At 64.9% G+C, this 17,036-nt stretch carries 14 protein-coding genes and 1 tRNA gene; 2 read left to right on the top strand and 13 right to left on the bottom strand.

Features of this window, described 5'->3' with window-relative positions; genetic code table 11:
• Positions 1-61 precede the first annotated feature (61 nt).
• On the top strand, positions 62-2,404 hold the full coding sequence (locus A3736_RS09285) for a bifunctional diguanylate cyclase/phosphodiesterase (protein WP_067682143.1): 2,343 nt from the start codon (positions 62-64) through the stop codon (positions 2,402-2,404).
• Positions 2,405-2,410: 6 nt separating this feature from the next.
• Here the strand turns inward: A3736_RS09285 and purQ are convergent, their stop codons facing one another.
• From purQ to infA, 11 genes are all read right to left on the bottom strand, one after another.
• The gene (gene purQ, locus A3736_RS09280) at positions 2,411-3,088 is read right to left on the bottom strand and encodes a phosphoribosylformylglycinamidine synthase subunit PurQ (protein ID WP_067682047.1); all 678 of its coding nucleotides are present in this window, start codon (positions 3,086-3,088) and stop codon (positions 2,411-2,413) included.
• Positions 3,088-3,321: a phosphoribosylformylglycinamidine synthase subunit PurS gene (gene purS / locus A3736_RS09275; protein ID WP_067682044.1), complete on the bottom strand. Its 234-nt coding sequence runs from the start codon at positions 3,319-3,321 to the stop codon at positions 3,088-3,090. The genes purQ and purS overlap by 1 nt, the downstream gene beginning before the upstream one ends.
• A gap of 85 nt (positions 3,322-3,406) precedes the next feature.
• Positions 3,407-6,280, bottom strand: a complete 2,874-nt coding sequence (locus tag A3736_RS09270) for a pitrilysin family protein (protein WP_067682042.1) — start codon at positions 6,278-6,280, stop codon at positions 3,407-3,409.
• 38 nt (positions 6,281-6,318) lie between these two features.
• Positions 6,319-7,125 (bottom strand): phosphoribosylaminoimidazolesuccinocarboxamide synthase, encoded by an 807-nt coding sequence (gene purC / locus A3736_RS09265; protein WP_067682038.1) that lies wholly within the window; start codon positions 7,123-7,125, stop codon positions 6,319-6,321.
• A gap of 103 nt (positions 7,126-7,228) precedes the next feature.
• Positions 7,229-8,545, bottom strand: a complete 1,317-nt coding sequence (locus A3736_RS09260; RefSeq protein WP_067682035.1) for a sodium:proton antiporter — start codon at positions 8,543-8,545, stop codon at positions 7,229-7,231.
• 42 nt (positions 8,546-8,587) lie between these two features.
• Positions 8,588-9,190: an NAD(P)H:quinone oxidoreductase gene (gene wrbA, locus A3736_RS09255; RefSeq protein WP_067682032.1), complete on the bottom strand. Its 603-nt coding sequence runs from the start codon at positions 9,188-9,190 to the stop codon at positions 8,588-8,590.
• Positions 9,191-9,329: 139 nt separating this feature from the next.
• Positions 9,330-9,405 (bottom strand) — tRNA-Phe (locus A3736_RS09250).
• A gap of 101 nt (positions 9,406-9,506) precedes the next feature.
• On the bottom strand, positions 9,507-9,695 hold the full coding sequence (locus A3736_RS09245) for a DNA gyrase inhibitor YacG (protein ID WP_067682029.1): 189 nt from the start codon (positions 9,693-9,695) through the stop codon (positions 9,507-9,509).
• Positions 9,688-10,665 carry a ribonuclease gene (locus A3736_RS09240; protein WP_067682026.1) on the bottom strand — a complete coding sequence of 326 codons (978 nt, stop codon included), beginning with the start codon at positions 10,663-10,665 and terminating at the stop codon, positions 9,688-9,690. The genes A3736_RS09245 and A3736_RS09240 overlap by 8 nt, the downstream gene beginning before the upstream one ends.
• Positions 10,658-11,233, bottom strand: coding sequence for a nucleoside triphosphate pyrophosphatase (locus A3736_RS09235; RefSeq protein ID WP_067682024.1), 576 nt, complete (start codon positions 11,231-11,233; stop codon positions 10,658-10,660). The genes A3736_RS09240 and A3736_RS09235 overlap by 8 nt, the downstream gene beginning before the upstream one ends.
• 25 nt (positions 11,234-11,258) lie before the next feature.
• The gene (gene infA, locus A3736_RS09230; protein ID WP_007163491.1) at positions 11,259-11,504 is read right to left on the bottom strand and encodes a translation initiation factor IF-1; all 246 of its coding nucleotides are present in this window, start codon (positions 11,502-11,504) and stop codon (positions 11,259-11,261) included.
• Positions 11,505-11,759: 255 nt separating this feature from the next.
• On the opposite strand from infA, the gene A3736_RS09225 reads away from it, so the two are divergent.
• Positions 11,760-14,558 (top strand): TonB-dependent siderophore receptor, encoded by a 2,799-nt coding sequence (locus A3736_RS09225; RefSeq protein ID WP_067682019.1) that lies wholly within the window; start codon positions 11,760-11,762, stop codon positions 14,556-14,558.
• Positions 14,559-14,563: 5 nt separating this feature from the next.
• On the opposite strand, the gene A3736_RS09220 is transcribed toward A3736_RS09225, so the two are convergent.
• Both A3736_RS09220 and A3736_RS09215 read right to left on the bottom strand, forming a co-directional pair.
• On the bottom strand, positions 14,564-15,739 hold the full coding sequence (locus tag A3736_RS09220; RefSeq protein ID WP_067682140.1) for an NAD(P)/FAD-dependent oxidoreductase: 1,176 nt from the start codon (positions 15,737-15,739) through the stop codon (positions 14,564-14,566).
• The gene (locus A3736_RS09215; RefSeq protein WP_067682015.1) at positions 15,739-17,034 is read right to left on the bottom strand and encodes an APC family permease; all 1,296 of its coding nucleotides are present in this window, start codon (positions 17,032-17,034) and stop codon (positions 15,739-15,741) included. The genes A3736_RS09220 and A3736_RS09215 overlap by 1 nt, the downstream gene beginning before the upstream one ends.
• Positions 17,035-17,036: the final 2 nt, after the last annotated feature.

Below are 17,036 nucleotides of genomic sequence, written 5' to 3'. Positions count from 1 at the left end.
GGGAAAGCCCTGGTTTACTTCGAAATAACCTTTTTCCGGCTATTGCGCCGGCGTGAGCGAAATGAAAGATCCAGACACGGAACCGGACCGCCTGAGCGTTGCTGCGGTGATCGGGCTCTCGCAGTCCGGCGCGGATGACTGGTCGGCGGTGCAAGGGGCCCGATACGCCCTTCTGTCGAAACGGATTTTCGCACGGCAGGTCTTGCATCTGGCGGGGATGGTGCTGGTCATCAGCCAGTTGCACAGCAGCGTTTCCTGGGCGGTCCTCGGCGCGTGGGCGGCGGCGCTTTTTGGCGTCATCGCTTATGGAACGGTACTCGATCGCCAGCTTTCCGATGCCGACAAACGGGTCTTCACCCGCAGCGAATACTGGCGGCATACCGCTCTCCTGGCGCTGAAAGGCATCGTATGGGCCAGTATGATCGCGTATCTGGCGGTCAGGGGCGACGTTCTCGGAGCCATGATCGTCTGGGGCGTGACGGCTATGCTGGTCGTGACCTCCTCGGCCAGCCGGTTCAGCGCTCCGCTCGGCGCGATCGCGTTCTGTTGCGCGATCGGTCTGATTTCTACGATCGCTTTCGCATTCGTCGGCGCCCTGGTTCCGGCCGCATTGGCTTTCCTCACCGCTTTGCTCGGGGCAGGTGCCTCAATCGAGACAGCCTGGATTTCGATGAGTGCCCAGGTCGCTCAGTCCGGTATGGACGAGAAGAGCAAGGTCGTATCCTTCCTGCTGCGCGAATATGAAGATTCCGACGCGGATTGGCTCTTCGAGCTCGATCCCGCGCGGCGGCTGCGATCGGTGACGCCGCGCCTCGCTTTCGCTCTCTCGCGCGAGCTCGACGAGATCGAGGGCGTATCCTTCATTCAGCTGATTGCTGGCGAAGCCTGGGAAACGGGAGATTTTCCGCCCAGCCTCCACGTCCTTGCCGACAAGCTGAAGCGGCGCGAAAGTTTTTCCGATCTTGTGGTCGAAGTCTCGATTGCGGGCAAACGGCGTTGGTGGGAACTGTCGGGCACGGCGATCACTGCAGCGGATGGGAGCTATGCGGGCTTCCGCGGCGTAGGATCCGACGTGACGGAACAGCAGGAATCCTCGGCCAAGATCGCCTATCTCGCGCGCTACGATACGCTCACGGCACTTCCGAACCGCCTGATGCTCAACGAAAGCCTGGGGGCGGCTCTGCGGTATTCCGAGAAATGGCGCACGCGCTGCGCGTTTCTGATGATCGATCTGGACCGGTTCAAGGCGGTCAACGATTCGCTCGGCCACCTGATCGGGGACCGGATGCTGGCGGAAGTCGCCAAGCGCCTGAATTCGCTGATGGGCGAAAACGAAATGTGCGGCCGGCTGGGCGGTGACGAATTCGCCGTCGTGATCCGCGACGCCGGGGACCGCGCCTATGTCGAGAAGGTCGCGCGTTCGATCATCGAACATCTGTCCGAACCCTATCAGATCGATCATCATGTCCTGTATGTCGGGGCCAGCATCGGGGCCGCGTTCGGTCCGCGCGACGGACGCACCGTCGAAGAACTGATGCGCAACGCCGATCTTTCGCTCTATCGCGTCAAGGACGAGGGCGGCGGGCAGTATCATGAATACGAACCATCGCTTCACGCCACGGCCGAGGAGCGGCGCCAGCTCGAACTTTCGCTGCGTTCGGCTCTGGCCAACAACGAATTGTATCTGAACTATCAGCCGGTCGTGAACGCGCGTAGCGAAAATCTCGTCAGTTTCGAAGCGCTCGTGCGCTGGAACAGTGCAGAGCATGGCTTCGTCAGCCCGGCCAAATTCATCCCGCTGGCCGAGGATACGCGCCTGATCGTGCCGATCGGCCAATGGGTGATGCAGCAGGCCTGCATCGAAGCGGCGAACTGGCCGGAATACGTCAAGATAAACGTCAACGTCTCACCCGAGCAATTGCTGGAGCCCGATTTCGCCACCACGGTCGTCCAGGCCCTTTCGCGCAGCGGCCTGACACCGAACCGGCTCGAAATAGAAGTGACCGAAAGCATCTTCCTGCGCGATGCCGATGTCGCGCGGCGCGCGCTGGAACAGGTGATGGCGCTGGGCTGTTCGGTGGCGCTCGACGATTTCGGCACCGGCTATTCTTCGCTCGGCTATCTGCGCAAGCTCAGATTCTCGACCATCAAGATCGACCGCACTTTCGTCCAAGGTGCTTCGCAGAACAGCGCGGAAAGCCTGGCGATCATCAATGCAGTCGTGGCCATGGCGGGCAGCCTCGGCATGACGACGACGGCGGAAGGCGTGGAGACGGCCGAGGAAGCGGCGATGATCCGCGACATGGGCTGCACCAAGATCCAGGGCTATCATTTCGGCAGGCCGATGCCGTCCGAAGATGCTCGCGCGGTGTTCTCGCGTGCGGAAGCGATCCGCTCCGCCTGAGCAGCCTCAGGCTTCGGCGAGCGCTTTCACGGCGCTTTCAAACAGAACTAGCCCGTCTGTTCCGCCATGCGCCGGATCGACCGCGCGTTCGGGATGGGGCATCATGCCGAGCACATTGCCACTTTCATTGAGGATACCCGCGATCGCGCGCTGCGATCCGTTGTAGTTTTCCCCATAGCGGAACGCGACGCGGCCTTCGCCTTCCAGGCGATCCAGAGTGTCCGCGTCGGCAAAATAATTCCCGTCGTGATGGGCCACCGGGATGCGGATCGACGCGCCCTGTTCGTAGCCGCGCGTGAAGACCGATTCGGTGTTGTCGACCGTCAGATCGGCGGTGCGGCAGATAAAGGTCTGCCCGGCATTGCGCATCAGCGCTCCCGGCAACAGGCCCGCTTCCGCGATCACCTGGAAACCGTTGCACACGCCCAGCACCGGCACGCCGCGCTCCGCCTCGCGCTTGACCGCGCGCATGATCGGGCTGTTCGCGGCCATCGCGCCGCTGCGCAGATAATCGCCATAAGAAAAACCGCCGGGCAGGGCGATGAAATCCAGCCGCTCTGGCAGGTCGCTATCGCCATGCCACACGCGCAGCGCAGGCGTGCCGCTCGCGCGTTCGAGCGCGACCGCCATGTCGCGGTCGCAATTGGAACCGGGGAAGGTGACGACCGCCGCGCGCCAGCTCATCAGCCGAGCCTTTCGATGCGATAATTCTCGATCACGGTGTTGGCGAGCAGCTGTTCGCACATCTTCTCGAGCGCTTCGTCGCTGGTCGAATCGGCGACGTCGAGTTCCACCGTGCGCCCGATGCGCACATCATCGACACCTTCGAAGCCCATGCCTTCCAGCGCGTGGTGGACGGCGCGGCCCTGCGGGTCGAGCACGCCGGGTTTCAGACTGACGAGAATGCGGACTTTCATCGGGAGGACCTGCCTTTCGTGGGGTCTGGCCGTATGGTCGGGATCGAGCGCGCCTATGCCGCCCTGCGCGGACAAGAGCAAGGCGTCAGGATGCGGGCGCGTCCGGCAAGACCTCGATCACGACGGCCCGCGCCGGATCGAGATAGCGCGCGGCGAGCGCCTGAAGCTCGGCAGCGGTGATCGCCTCCTGTCGCTCGGGCGCCATCAGCATACGCTCGCGCTGATCCTCCTCGCTCTGGGCGCGCGCGGTGAATGCCATCCAGCCGCCATTTGTCTTGAAGCGATTGGCGAGCCCTTCGAGCAGGGGGCGGCGCGCGCGTTCGAGCGTGTCTTCGTCCGGCCCTTCGGCAATGATCCGCTCGATCGTCGCGACCATGGCCGCGCGCGCTTCGGCGATTTGCGCCACGTCGACCTCGGCACCGATTCCGAAAGTACCGTACCCGGTATAGGCGTCGGACTGGCTGCTGGCGGACAGCGCGGAATAGGTCTGGCCCAGTTCCTCGCGCAATGTCTCGGTCAGGGCCAGATCGACCACTCGCGCCAGCAGGGTGAGACGGCTCGACAGCTCCCAGTCGCTTTGATCGGCGGTCGGCCAGTAGAAGCGGAGCAGCGCCTGATCCGGCTCGCCGCCATGAGTGAGAGTGAAAGTCTCGCGCCGGTCGGTGAAGCTGCGCTGGCGCTGTCCCTGATCGTAGGGGCGGAATTGCGCCTCGCGCTGCGGCAAGGCGCCGAAGGTCCGCGCCACCAGACGGATCGCTTCCTCCTCGTCGAAATCGCCGACCATCGCGATTTCGAGCGCGCCGTTTTCGAGCCGGTCCGCGATCGCTTCGCGCAAGACTTCGTAATCGAGCGCGCGATAGGCCTCGATCGGCTGGCGGGTGAAGCGCGGATCGCTGTCCGACAGGATCGGGCCGAGCCCTTCGGACAGGGCCGATTGCGGCGTGCGCCCCAGCTGCGCGAAGAAATCGTCCAGCGACCGTTTCCACGGCCCCAATCCTTCGGCGCGATAGCCCGGATCGGTGAGGTAGGCGGCCATCAGCTGCAATTGCAGCTCCAGATCGCCGGGCGTGGTCGTGGCGTTGCTCACGAAGACTTCATCGCCCGCGCCGAACGAGGCCCCGACCGAACGCCCGGCAAGGATCGACTGCAATTCGTCCCGGCTATGACGCCCGAGCCCGCCTGCCGACAGCAGAGGCGTCAATTCGACCGCGAGCGGTTCGGCGCGGCTTTCCAGCAATTTGCCGCCGTCGAGCGTCAGGCGCACCATTACCCGGTCGTCCGACAGGTCGGTGGTCTTCAGATTGAGCATCGTCCCGTTGGCAAAACGCAGCGTGCGGATACCGAGATCGGCGATCCGTTCATCCTCCACGATTGTGCCCGGCGGGCCGAAATCGGTGTAGGCGAATTGGCCGACATCGCCCTCAGCCGGCGCGGACACGGGCTTTTGGAGAGCGGCATCGACTGCTGCGCGCACCGCGCCAAGCCCGCCTTCCGGCGCGACCCGGCCCGAAAAGCGGATCAGGGGATCGTCGAGAGCAATCGCATCGGCGCGCATCGCGGCTAGGACAGCTGCGGGCGTGATCTCCGATTCGTAGCGCTCGTACAGCGCGTAGTCTTGCGCGGGACCGGTCGGCACGCTCTCGCCGCGCGCGATCCGGAACGCTTCGGCGGTGAAGGCCGCGTTGCTGCGGGTGGCCGCGTTGGCGCGCGCATTGTCGAAGGCGGTACGCAGATTGGCGGTCTGCTCCGCGATCTCGCCCGCCGTCGGCCCGTGTTCCAGCATGCGGCGATATTCCTCGATCACCGTTGAAATCGCGCGCGGCCATCGCCCTTCCTCGCTTGCCGCCATGAGCTGCGTGCTGCGAGCCGCTTCGAAGAAATTCGACGTGGCTGCCGAAACACCGCGAAAGGGCGGGTCTTCGCTTCGTTGCAGCCGTTGGAGACGACGGCCCAATATGCGGTTGCCGACCGCGCGCAAAAGTGTGTCGCGCCGATTCGTTTCGGTGTCGGGGCGGTCAATCCATACGCCGGTGCGCCCGATCGTGACCTGCTCTGTCAGCGCCGGGTCGAGATAGATGGCCTCGCGCCCGCGATCCGCGCTCTCCACTGGCCCGGCGGAAGGCTGGTCGGGCGATGATGCCGCCTGCCAATCGGCGAAGTGGTCCGTGATGGCGGCCTCGACCAGATCGGGGTCGAAATCACCGACAACCACCAGCACCGTGTCGCTCGGTACGTATTCGCGTTCCCAGAAGGCGCGCAGGCCTGCAGCGTCTGCGGCCGCGAGCGTCTCTTCTGTTCCGATCGGGATGCGCCGTGCAGCGCGCGAGCCGGGATAGAAGAATTCGAGCGAATCGATAGAATTGCGCAGCGCATAGGTGTTGCGCGTGCGGCGCTCTGCCAGGATCACCCCGCGTTCGCGCGCCACCGCTTCCTCGTCGAAGGTCAGTTCGCCCGCCGTTTCGCGCATCAGCATCAGCGCGGTGTCGAGCAGTTCGGGATCGGCGCGTGGCAGGTCCAATTTATACTGCGTGCGCTCCATTCCGGTCGACGCGTTCGTGTCCGCTCCGAAGGCGAGGCCCAGTCTTTCGAGCAGTTTGACCATCTCGCCCTCGGGCACATTGGTCGATCCGTTGAACGCCATATGTTCGACGAAATGCGCGAAGCCGAGCTCTTCCTCGCGCTCGTCCAGCGATCCGGCGGCGATCTCCATGCGGACCAGCGCCGTATTTTCGGGCCGGTCGTTGCGGCGGATTATGTAGCGAAGGCCATTGTCGAGCTTCCCGAAGCGCCAGGCGGCTTCGGGCGCGAATTCGCTATCGGCAAGATCCCACAGCGCCGGATCCCAACTGGCGGCAGGCTCTGCCACCTCCGCAAGGCCATTCTCCCCCGCAGCATCCTGTGCGGCCAAGGGTGAGGACAGCAGGATGATAGGAAGCACGGCGCGACGCAGGATAGGCATGCCCCGTGGTAACCGTATCCCGCCGATCTGTCGAAGGGTCAGCCCTTTTTCTTGGGCTTCCCGCTCCGCAGGCGGCCGCGATGGGCGGAAAGGTCGAACACTTCGCCCGGGCCGCTATCCTCTTCCTTCAACAGGCCGAGGCGGCGTGCGACCTCGCGATAGGCCTCTTCCTCGCCGCCCAGATCGCGGCGGAAGCGGTCCTTGTCGAGCTTTTCGCCGGTGTTGATGTCCCACAACCGGCAGCCATCGGGCGAAATCTCGTCGGCCAGGATGATCCGGCTGTAATCCTGATCCCACAAGCGTCCGAATTCGAGCTTGAAATCGACCAGCCGGATATCGATCGCGGCGAACATGCCGCACAGGAAATCGTTGATGCGGATCGCCATGCTGGAGATGTCCTGCATCTCCTCGTTCGAGGCCCAGTTGAAGCAGGCGATATGCTCTTCCGCGATCAGCGGATCGCCCAGCGCATCGTCCTTGAAATAATATTCGATCAGCGTGTGGGGCAGGGGCTCGCCCTCTTCCAGGCCCAGACGCTTGCAGATCGATCCGGCTGCGACGTTACGGACCACGACTTCGATCGGCACGATCTCGACCTGGCGCACCAATTGTTCGCGCATGTTGAGGCGGCGGATGAAATGGGTGGGCACGCCGATATGGGACAGGCGCGTGAAGACGTATTCGCTCACCCGGTTGTTGATCACGCCCTTGCCGTTGATCGTGCCCTTCTTCTCGGCGTTGAAGGCGGTGGCATCATCCTTGAAATACTGGATGATCGTGCCAGGCTCGGGCCCTTCGTAGAGGATCTTGGCCTTGCCTTCGTAGATCTGGCGGCGACGTGCCATATTGGGAAACCCCCGGAAGCCGAATAGAAGACGCCCCGGCGCGGTGGAATCGCGTGCCGGGGCAAGAGCGGGTTGCCTTACATCAGCCGGCAGGTGGAGGCAATCAATGCCCGCGCACAGTTGGGCTTCCGTCCGTCTCTTCCACCGCTTCGGCTCGCTGGCCCTTGAGATGCTCGATCAGCCGACCGAGCGTCGCGCGCTGGACGAGCACGCTGAAGAGCACCGCGCCGAAGGTGGCGGCAAGGACGAGATCGCGCACCGGCCCGGCGGGCAGCGACAGGGCGAGCGCGATCGAGATGCCGCCGCGCAGGCCGCCCCACCACAGCACCCGCGCCGCACCCTGTTGCTGAAGGCGGGCAGCGGGGATGAGCTTGGTCGAGCTGGCGACCGCCACGGCCCGTGCCGCCAGCGTCAGGGGAATGGCGACGATCGCCATGATGACCTCGTTGGTGCCTGGAACCAGCGCAATCAGCTCCAGCCCGATGAGCAGGAACAGGACCGAGTTTAGGAGCTCGTCGACCAGCTCCCAGAACTTGATGACGTAATCGCGGGTCACGTCGCTCATCGCGTAAGTGACGCCGTGATTGCCGATCAGGAGGCCCGCGACGGCCATCGCCAGCGGGCCCGAGATATGGAGCGCGCTGCACAGCGCATAGCCGCCCATCACCACGGCGAGGGTGATCAGCACCTCGATCGCATATTCGTCCATCCCTGCGAGTGCACGATAGCCGACATAGCCTGCCGCGAGGCCGACCAGAACGCCGCCGCCCGCCTCGATCGCGAACAGGCGTGCGCCTTCCGAAAGGGAGAAGTCCGCGCCCGTAACCGCCGCGCCGAGCAGGATGGTGAAGACGACGATGCCGACCCCGTCGTTGAACAGGCTCTCGCCCGCCACCGCGCTCTGGAGCGAGAGGGGGACGTTTTCTTCCTTCAGCACGCCGAGCACGGAAACCGGATCGGTCGGTGCGATCAGTGCGCCGAAGACGAAATACCAGATCGGTGCGATCGAAAGGCCGAGCAGCAGCCCGACGCCCCATACGGCAAGGCCGACCAGCACGGTCGATACGATCACGCCGACAGTGGAGAGCAGCAGCACCGGCAGCCAGGCGCTGCGTAAGCGTTCGAGATCGACATGCAATGCGCCTGCAAACAGCAGGAAGCTGAGCATGCCCTGCAAAAGCGTATCGGTGAAATTCAACTGCTGGAGCAGGCGGGCCACCGTGTCGTCCAGCGTGATGCCGGGGATGACGGTGTTCGCCACCATCAGCCCGATTGCGCCCAGCGCGCCCATCACGGTCAGGCCGATGACGTGCGGCAGCTTCAGAAAGTGATGATTGAACCAGCCCAGCAGGGCCGAGGCGACCACCAGGATCGCCGCCATGTCGAAGGCGGAAAGCGATGCGGAGGCAGTCTCATGCATGCGATCCGCCTTACGAGCGATGGCGGCGAAGGGTAATCCTTTTTACGCGCCCAGCTTGGCGGCCGTCTGCGCCACGCGCTTGCCGAGATAGCGGGCACCGGCAAGATCGGTCTCGGAAGGCTGGCGCGAACCGTCGCCCCCGGCGATGGTGGTGGCGCCGTAGGGCGCGCCGCCTTTTACCTCGTCCGTGCCCATCTGATCCTGAAAGCCATAGTCGAGCCCCACCACGGTCATGCCCATGTGGAGCAGATTGTTGAGGATCGACCACAGCGTCGTCTCCTGCCCGCCATGCTGGCTGGCTGTGGAGGTGAAGGCAGCCCCGACCTTGCCGATCAGCGCGCCCTTTTGCCACAGGCCGCCGGTCTGGTCCCAGAACGCGGCCATCTGGCTGGTCATCCGGCCATAGCGCGTGGGCGAACCGACGACGATGCCGTCATACTCGGCCAGCTCGTCCGGCCCGCCGATGCAGGTATGGCCTTCCATCTGCTGGAAGCCGGCGCTTTCCACCACCTCCTGCGGCGCGGTTTCGGCGACGTGGCGGATAACCGCCTCCGCACCGCCTTCGCGAATGCCTTCGGCCACCGCCTCCGCCATTTTCGCTGTGTGGCCGTAGGAGGAATAATAGAGCACCAGAATCTTGGTCATGGATCGGTCGTCCTGTCTGTTGGAGAAGGGAGGTTCGTCCGATCAACCAATCGGCGGCCACCTTGGTTTCCACAAAGCTGCATGGTTCGTTCATCGCGATTGCGATGCCGAATTACGGTGGGCGACCTGATCGGGAAAATGGTGCCTCGGGGCGGATTCGAACCACCGACACCACGATTTTCAATCGTGTGCTCTACCAACTGAGCTACCGAGGCTTGCACTCTTGCGGCGGCCCTCGAAAGGAACCGGCGAGCGGTTGGAGCGCCGCCCTATGGCGAAGCCATGAGAGCTTGGCAAGGGGTTTTCGGCGCGCGATTCAGTCGTCTTGCCCGCCGGTCACCTCGGCGGCGATTTCTTCCGGCAGGGCAGGGCGCCCCGGCACGGCATAGCCATCGCCGAACCAGCGTGCCAGATCGCGGTCGCGGCAGCGTTCGGAGCAGAAGGGCGCGTGTTCGGACGTCCTGGGCTTGCGGCAGATGGGGCAGGGTTTGGCGGCGTTAGTCATGCGGTACGATCTGGGCGGCGGCAGCCTCGAGCGCAAGTGCGGGTTCGATCGCCAACCGTGTCGGTCGCCCGGTGCGGCGCTCCAGTTCGGCCAGCCATTCCGGGCGCAGCTTCGCCTTCAAGGCCGGATGGACCGTCAGCAGCGTGATGCCCGGCCCCTCGACCCGCTCGGCCCGGCGCAATGCCAGACGTGCCGCTGCACCTGTCCGCCCGCGCTGGATGCGTTGCAGCAGCGAAGGTCGCGCAAATCGAGCGACCAATTGGACGAAACCGAACCCGTTCATCGCGGTGCGCTCGTGCGCCCAGCCGGAAAGTGCCCGGTCGAGCGCATCGTCCGCGGCCTTGCGATCGGCTTTCGCGGCGAGGGTCGGGAAATCGACCCCGATCGATCCCCCCATGTCGAAGCGTCTTAACGCGGTGCCGATGGCCGGAACCGCTGAGAGCGCGAGAGAGCGCGGATCGCCCGCGCCATCGACGTCGATCAGCGTCATGGCGCTGGTGTCGAAGAAAGCGAGCTCGCCGTCGTCGAACGCGGTCGCCCCCTGCCAGGCTTCGAGCCAAAGATCCTCCCACGCGCTCCCGTCGAAGCCGCGCACGGATCGGGCCTCGAACCCTTCGCCGCGCAATTGCTCGACCAGTCCCGGGGCTGGGCGGGGCGGGGATTCACTCGGGCGCGCATGGGCGAGCTTCGTCCGGTCGCGCTCTCGCAGCGCTTCACGGGTTATTTCGACACGGATCGGCGCGCCTTCCTGTGCGGCGCGTGGCAGGCGATCGACCAGCGCGTCTTCGCCGTTCGAAAAGCGCACCGTCCCCCGTCTGCTGCCCTGATGGCGCGAAGCGAGCACGGCATCCTCGACCTGGCCAGCCGCCAGCCGACCCGGCCACAACAGCCGTGCCGCAACGATCTCGCCCTTGTCGATAAGAACCGCGCGTTCTTCGCCGATTCCCTCTTCGACCAGCCACTCAGCCAAGCCGGAATCCCGCCGATTTGAGAAGGGCGCGCGTTTCGTAAAGCGGCAGGCCGACGACGCCCGAATGGCTGCCCTGCAACCAAGAGACGAGCCCTTCCGCCGCGCCCTGAATGGCGTAACCCCCGGCTTTCCCGTCCCATTCCCCGCTTGCGAGATAGGCGGCAATCTCCTCTTCGGAGAGGCGCTTGAACTTGACTGCCGTCTCGCTCAACCGTTCGCGGATCGTGCCGTCCGGCGCGCGCAGGGCGATGGCGGATAGGACCGTGTGGCGCCGACCGGAAAGGAGTTCGAGGCAGCGCCGCGCGGTCGCCTCGTCTTCGGCCTTGGGCAGGATGCGGCGCCCGGCGGCGACCACCGTGTCGCCTGCAAGGACATGGGCGTCTTCGCTCGCAGCGGCCTCGGCCTTTTCGCGTGCCATGCGTTTGGCATAGTCGCGCGGAAGCTCCGCCTTGGCAGGCGTTTCGTCGATATCGGCGGGAGCGATCGCATCCGGCGTCACGCCCAGCCGCGCGAGCAATTCGCGGCGGCGCGGGCTGGCGGAAGCGAGAATCAGGCGCGGCGCGCTCATCGAACGAGCCTCCGACTGTGTCGACTTATTGCGGGCCCGGACCGCCACGGCCCGGCATGAAGCGATAAGTGATGCGCGCCTTGGTGAGGTCGTACGGCGTCAATTCGCACAGCACTTCGTCACCCACCAGCACGCGAATGCGGTTCTTGCGCATCTTGCCCGCGGTGTGGCCCAACACTTCGTGACCGTTTTCGAGCTCTACCCGGAACATCGCGTTCGGGAGCAACTCCACAACCCGGCCGCGCATTTCGAGGAGTTCTTCTTTGGCCATGTGTATCCTTGTCTCGGGAAATATCTCGGGCAAAGCCGAATGGGTCGTATGCGCCGGGCACGCTTGCCCGGCTGGGCGCGCGCTTTAGCCGCGCGCGGGATAAAAGGGAAGAGGGTCGGCGCAAGTCCGACCAAGTGTCGATATGGTTCGACCGGCGTCGAGTGCAAGCTGTTTTCGTTATGGTCGGTTCACGCCGCATGCTGCAACAGGCGTGGGCGCCGGGGGGCGGACAGATTTTTATCGAAGGCTCGTTCATTGCACTTCACGACACATGGTTCGATCCTGGCTCTGGTTGTCGCGTCGCTCGCAGCCACCGCGCCGCAGCCCGTGATGGCGCAGGACACGGCTCCGTCTCAGGACGAGGAACCTGCCGGGGCGCAGGATGAACCGCAGGCCGAACCGGTAGTCGACGCGGCGAACACCATCGTCGTCACCGGCACGCGGCTGCGCGGACAGCTCGACGTGGATCAGCCACCGATCGCGGAATTCAGCGAGGAAGATATCGCCGCTTTCGGGGCGGGCTCCATCGCCGACGTGCTGGAAGCGATCGCGCCCGCGACCGAGAGCGGCGCGCGCGGCGGGCGCGGAGGCGGGCGGCCGGTGTTTCTCATCAACGGCATCCGGGTGTCGAGCTTTCGCGAGTTTTCGAACTATCCCCCCGAAGCGATTCAGAAGGTCGAGGTCTTCCCCGAGGAAGTCGCCCAGCGCTTTGGCTATTCTGCGGATCAGCGCGTCGTGAACATTATCCTCAAGCCCAATTTCAAGTCCGTGACGGCGGAGGTCGAATACGCCCAGCCGACACGCGGCGGGTTCTCCCGTAACGAGCAGGAAGCGACTTTTCTGCGCATCGGCGAGAAGGGGCGGCTCAATTTCAATGTCGAATTCGAGGACACCACCCTCCTGACCGAAGGCGAGCGCGGCCTGACGATCGAGGGGCGCGAGGACGAGGCCTTCTTCCGCAGTCTGATCGCCGACAGCATGAGCGCAGAGGCGACGGCGAATTACGTCCGCGCCTTCATGGACAGCGGCGCTTCTTTGAGCCTCAATGGCGCTTTCAATCACAGCGAAAGTCTGAGCCTTTCAGGTCTCGTGCCGGGGACTGATACTCCGATCGAGCGCCGCAGCGATACGGACACCGCATCCTTCGGCAGCACGCTGAGCGGCGTTCTGGGCGATTGGCGATCGACTTTCACGGCGGACGCGGTGGTGGCGGACGGGCAGACCGAAATCGACCGACGCGACGGGACGGGCTTCGATGTGGCGGACAGCCGCACCTGGTCCTTCGTCAACAAGGCCACTTTCATCGGCAATCCGCTGGAACTGCCTGCGGGCGAGGTGACGACGACGCTGGATCTCGGCTTCGACTGGAGACGCATCGAGAGCAGCGACACCCGCGCCGACAGCGACCTCGAACTGACGCGGCGGCGTTTGAACGGCGGCGTGAACCTGTCGGTCCCCATCGCCGAGCGCGACGGGTTTCTGGGAGCGATCGGCGGCCTCAGCGCCAATCTGACCGCAGGAATCCAGGATCTGTCCGATTTCGGCGCGCTCACCAATTGGAGCGCGGGACTGACATGGTCGCTAACCGACAATCTTTCGCTCACCGCGACGCGGATCGTCCGCGAAGTCGCGCCGAGCCTGACCGAGCTGGGCAGCCCCCGGATCGACGAATTCAACGTGCCGGTGTTCGATTATGCGCGCGGCGATACGGAGTTCGTGACGCTGATTACCGGCGGCAATCCGAATCTGCGCGCCGAGACCCAGAAGGACTGGAAGGTCAGCGCCAATTACGAGCTGCCCTTCTGGGAAAATACGCGCATCAATGTCGATTACGGCATCAACCGGTCGAGCGATGTGACCTCCACGCCGGGCTTCGGTGCGGCGTTCGAACAGGCTTTCCCCGATCGGGTGCAACGCGATGGCGACGGCACCTTGCTGGCGATCGATCGGCGGCCGCTGACCCTATTCGAAACGCGCAGCCGGGTATTGTCTTTCGGGATCAACACGCGCGGCGAGATCGGCAAGGCGCCCGAGCCGCGCGAAGAGCGTGGGGGTCCGCCCGCGCGAACTGCGCCAGGCCAATCGAGCGGCCAGTCCAGCGGCCAGGGCGGCGGGCAGGCCAGTGGCCAAGGCGGCGGCATGATGATGGATCCGGCGCGCATGGAAGCGATCCGCAAGGCGTTCTGCACCGTGCCCGAAGGCGAAATGCCGGACCTGTCGCAAATTCCGGAACCGTTCCGCGCCCGCCTCCTCGATGCGGATGGCAATCCCGACCCAGAGAAGATCGCGCAGGCCCGCTCACGTTTCTGTGGGGAGCAGGCCGAACAGACCAGCGAACGCTTCGCCGCCATGCGGACGGCGATCTGTGCCGATCCTCCCAATCTGGAAGGGCTGCCCGAACAGATGCTGGCGCGCCTCAAGAACGAGGCGGGCGAGATCGATCCCGAAAAGCTGGCCGCGCTGCGCGCCCGCATGTGTTCGGCGGAAGGGGCGCAGGCTTCGGGTGAAGGATCTGGGCGCGGCAGCGGTGGCCGTCGCCGGGGTGGCGGCATGTTCGGCGGCAATCCCGAGGATACCCGCGCGCGCTATTTCCTCAGCCTCAATCACAACATCACGCTCGAAAACGAAGTGCTGCTGTCGCAGGGCGGCCCGCTGTTCGACCAGCTCGACGGTGACGTCCTGGCGGGCGGCGCGATCCCGCGCCATACCGCGCGGCTCGAAGGCGGCATCTTCAAGCAGGGATACGGCTTGCGCCTGTCGGGCAATTACATCGGCGAAGCGCGTCTCAACGGCTCCGGCCTGCCGGGATCGAGCGACTTGTTCTATGGCGATCTGGCAACATTCGACATCCGCGTGTTCGCCGATCTCGGTCAGGTGCTGAAGAAGGAAGAGGGCTGGCTCGACAGCTTCCGCGTCTCGTTCCGCGTCGACAATGTGTTCGATGCGCGCCGCCGGGTGGAGGATGAGAACGGGGTCGTGCCGGATGCCTTCCAGCCCTTCCGCATCGATCCGACCGGTCGCTATATCGGGGTGGACCTGCGCAAGGCGTTCTGACCGGCCTAGATCGCCTCGCCTGCGGCCTTCCCGCTCGCCCAGGCCCACTGAAAATTGTAGCCACCGAGCCAGCCGGTGACATCGACCGCTTCGCCCACGGCATAAAGGCCGGAAACGCGGCGCGCTTCCATGGTCTTGGAGGAAAGCTCGCTCGTGGCGATCCCGCCAACCGTCACTTCCGCCTTGGCGTATCCCTCGCTGCCATTGGGCGTGAAGGTCCATGCCGACAGGCGTCGTTCCGCATCGGCCAGCTTTTTGTCGGGGGCGTTGCCAAGCTCGCTGGCGATGTCGATCCGCTCGGCCAGGATATCGGCGAGGCGCTGGGGAAGGCGTTCGCGCAGCACGGTCCGCAAAGTAATGCGCGGGCTCTCACGCTTCAGCGCCAACAGCCAGCCGGGCTCCCGATCGGGCAGGAAATCGACCGTCACGGTGTCGCCGGGCTTCCAATAGGAGCTGGCCTGCAGAATGGCCGGGCCGGACAGCCCGCGATGCGTGAACAGGGCCGCTTCGGGGAAACTGGCCTTGCCCGCTTTCGCCACGACCGGCGCGGAAACGCCCGAAATTTCGCGGAACAGCACTTCCTCGCCGCCCAGCGTCAGCGGGACGAGGGCGGGGCGCGGCTCCACGATCTTCAGCCCGAACTGCCGCGCCAGATCGTAAGCGAATCCCGTCGCACCCATCTTGGGGATCGAAGGGCCCCCGGTGGCGATGACCAAGGCAGGAGCGGCAATCGACCCATCATCGGTCTCGACCGTGAAGCGATCATCATCACGCGAAACCGCCGTCACGTTCTGCCCACATCGGATCGTTACACCGCCTTTCGCGCACTCTTCCAGCAGCATGTCGACGATCTGCTGCGCCGACCCGTCGCAGAACAACTGGCCGAGCGTCTTTTCATGCCACGCGATCGCGTAGCGTTCGACCAGATCGAGGAAATCGCGCGCGGTATAGCGGGCCAGCGCCGACTTGGCGAAATGCGGGTTGGCGGACAGATAGTTTGCAGGGCCCGCGCCCAGATTGGTGAAATTGCAGCGCCCGCCGCCCGAAATCAGGATTTTCTTGCCCGGTCGGTCCGCGCGTTCCAGCACTGCGACACGCCGCCCGCGCTGCCCGGCGCGGGCCGCCGCCATCAGGCCGGCAGCACCCGCACCCAGGATTATCGCATCGAAGTTCTCGGTCATCATCCGACCGGAAGGCTGGTCTTCGCGTCCTGTCGTCCCGCGACGAAGTAGAACACGGTGCCGAGGACGATCAGGCTCAAAAACACCAGCACCGCCTGCGTATCGACCTGAAGCGCGACGTAGAGGCTGACCAACATCGCCAGCAGGGCGCAGACGGCGTGCACGGGGTTTATCCGCCCCTCGCGGTGTTCGATCACCGGCAGGGCCGCTGCGCAGATCGAATACGTAACAAGCCGGATCAGCGTGCCCGCTACGGCCAGCACGGCAAATCCTTCCCACATGCCGAATGCGATCGACGCGCCGCCTGTGAACAGGATGGCGTTGGCGGGCGTACCGTATCGCTTGGATACGCCCATGAACCAGCGCGGCAGCATGCCCCGCTGCGCCATGCCGTAGAGAATGCGGGGCTGGGTGGTGGCGCCGTTGAAATTGTTCGCCCCGATGCTGAACGCTGCGGCGACGACGATGGCGAGCGATCCGACCTGTCCCATCGTTTCCAGCGCGGCCCCGGCCAGCGCGTTCTCCTCGTTGGCGACGGCAGGAGCAATCGCGAGATAGGCCCAGATCACTGCCATGTAGAGCGCGGTGACGCCCGCCACCATGGTCACGATGGCGCGCGGAATGTCCCGGCGTGGTTCGCGCATCTCGCCAGCCGGTTCCACCACCGCTTCGAACCCCATGAAGGCGTAGAAGGTCAGCAGCACGACCGTTTCCACTGCGCTGAATTCGGGCAGGGCGAAGCCGATCGCCGGATCGCCCGCGAACAGCGCGGAGACGACGAGCGCAATGAGCGGTACGACCTTGATCACCGTCATCACACCCAGCGCGCCGACTGCCCGGCTCATGCCCACCAGGTTGACTGCAGTGATGATGCCAAGGATCGTGGCGATGGCGCCCATCTCGATCACCGGATCGGCCATGGCGGGCCACAGCGCCGCCATATAGGCGACCATGACGCTGGTATTCGCCGCGGCGGTCACGATGGCGCTGGCATAGCGCGCCCAGCCGGACTGAAAGCCGACGAAGCGACCGAAGGCGGCCTCTCCGTACAGGACCGGCCCGCCGCTGTTCTCGAACTTACCCGCCAGCCAGGCGTAACACAGCGCCAGAGGCATGAAGGCGGTTCCGCCCAGCAGCATCAGCCAAGGCGCGAAGCTGCCGACACCCGCCGCCAGCACGGCGGGCAGAGCGAAAATGCCCGCGCCGATCATCCCGTTGATCGGGAACAGGGCGGTGCCCCAGAAGCCGATCATGCGCGGCGGTGCGGAAGCATTGCTGGTGGGAAGGACGTCCATCG

The organism is Erythrobacter sp. HI0063, assembly GCF_001635685.1.
Classification (GTDB): domain Bacteria; phylum Pseudomonadota; class Alphaproteobacteria; order Sphingomonadales; family Sphingomonadaceae; genus Qipengyuania.
This window is presented reverse-complemented; position numbering and strand designations above follow the sequence as displayed.

What these genes read in the sequence shown, in the direction of transcription:
- A3736_RS09285 (WP_067682143.1), top strand. Translation starts at nt 62, where the DNA reads ATGAAAGATCCAGACACGGAACCGGACCGCCTGAGCGTTGCTGCGGTG.
- purQ (WP_067682047.1), bottom strand. Translation starts at nt 3,088, where the DNA reads ATGAGCTGGCGCGCGGCGGTCGTCACCTTCCCCGGTTCCAATTGCGAC.
- purS (WP_067682044.1), bottom strand. Translation starts at nt 3,321, where the DNA reads ATGAAAGTCCGCATTCTCGTCAGTCTGAAACCCGGCGTGCTCGACCCG.
- A3736_RS09270 (WP_067682042.1), bottom strand. Translation starts at nt 6,280, where the DNA reads ATGCCTATCCTGCGTCGCGCCGTGCTTCCTATCATCCTGCTGTCCTCA.
- purC (WP_067682038.1), bottom strand. Translation starts at nt 7,125, where the DNA reads ATGGCACGTCGCCGCCAGATCTACGAAGGCAAGGCCAAGATCCTCTAC.
- A3736_RS09260 (WP_067682035.1), bottom strand. Translation starts at nt 8,545, where the DNA reads ATGCATGAGACTGCCTCCGCATCGCTTTCCGCCTTCGACATGGCGGCG.
- wrbA (WP_067682032.1), bottom strand. Translation starts at nt 9,190, where the DNA reads ATGACCAAGATTCTGGTGCTCTATTATTCCTCCTACGGCCACACAGCG.
- A3736_RS09245 (WP_067682029.1), bottom strand. Translation starts at nt 9,695, where the DNA reads ATGACTAACGCCGCCAAACCCTGCCCCATCTGCCGCAAGCCCAGGACG.
- A3736_RS09235 (WP_067682024.1), bottom strand. Translation starts at nt 11,233, where the DNA reads ATGAGCGCGCCGCGCCTGATTCTCGCTTCCGCCAGCCCGCGCCGCCGC.
- infA (WP_007163491.1), bottom strand. Translation starts at nt 11,504, where the DNA reads ATGGCCAAAGAAGAACTCCTCGAAATGCGCGGCCGGGTTGTGGAGTTG.
- A3736_RS09220 (WP_067682140.1), bottom strand. Translation starts at nt 15,739, where the DNA reads ATGACCGAGAACTTCGATGCGATAATCCTGGGTGCGGGTGCTGCCGGC.
- A3736_RS09215 (WP_067682015.1), bottom strand. Translation starts at nt 17,034, where the DNA reads ATGGACGTCCTTCCCACCAGCAATGCTTCCGCACCGCCGCGCATGATC.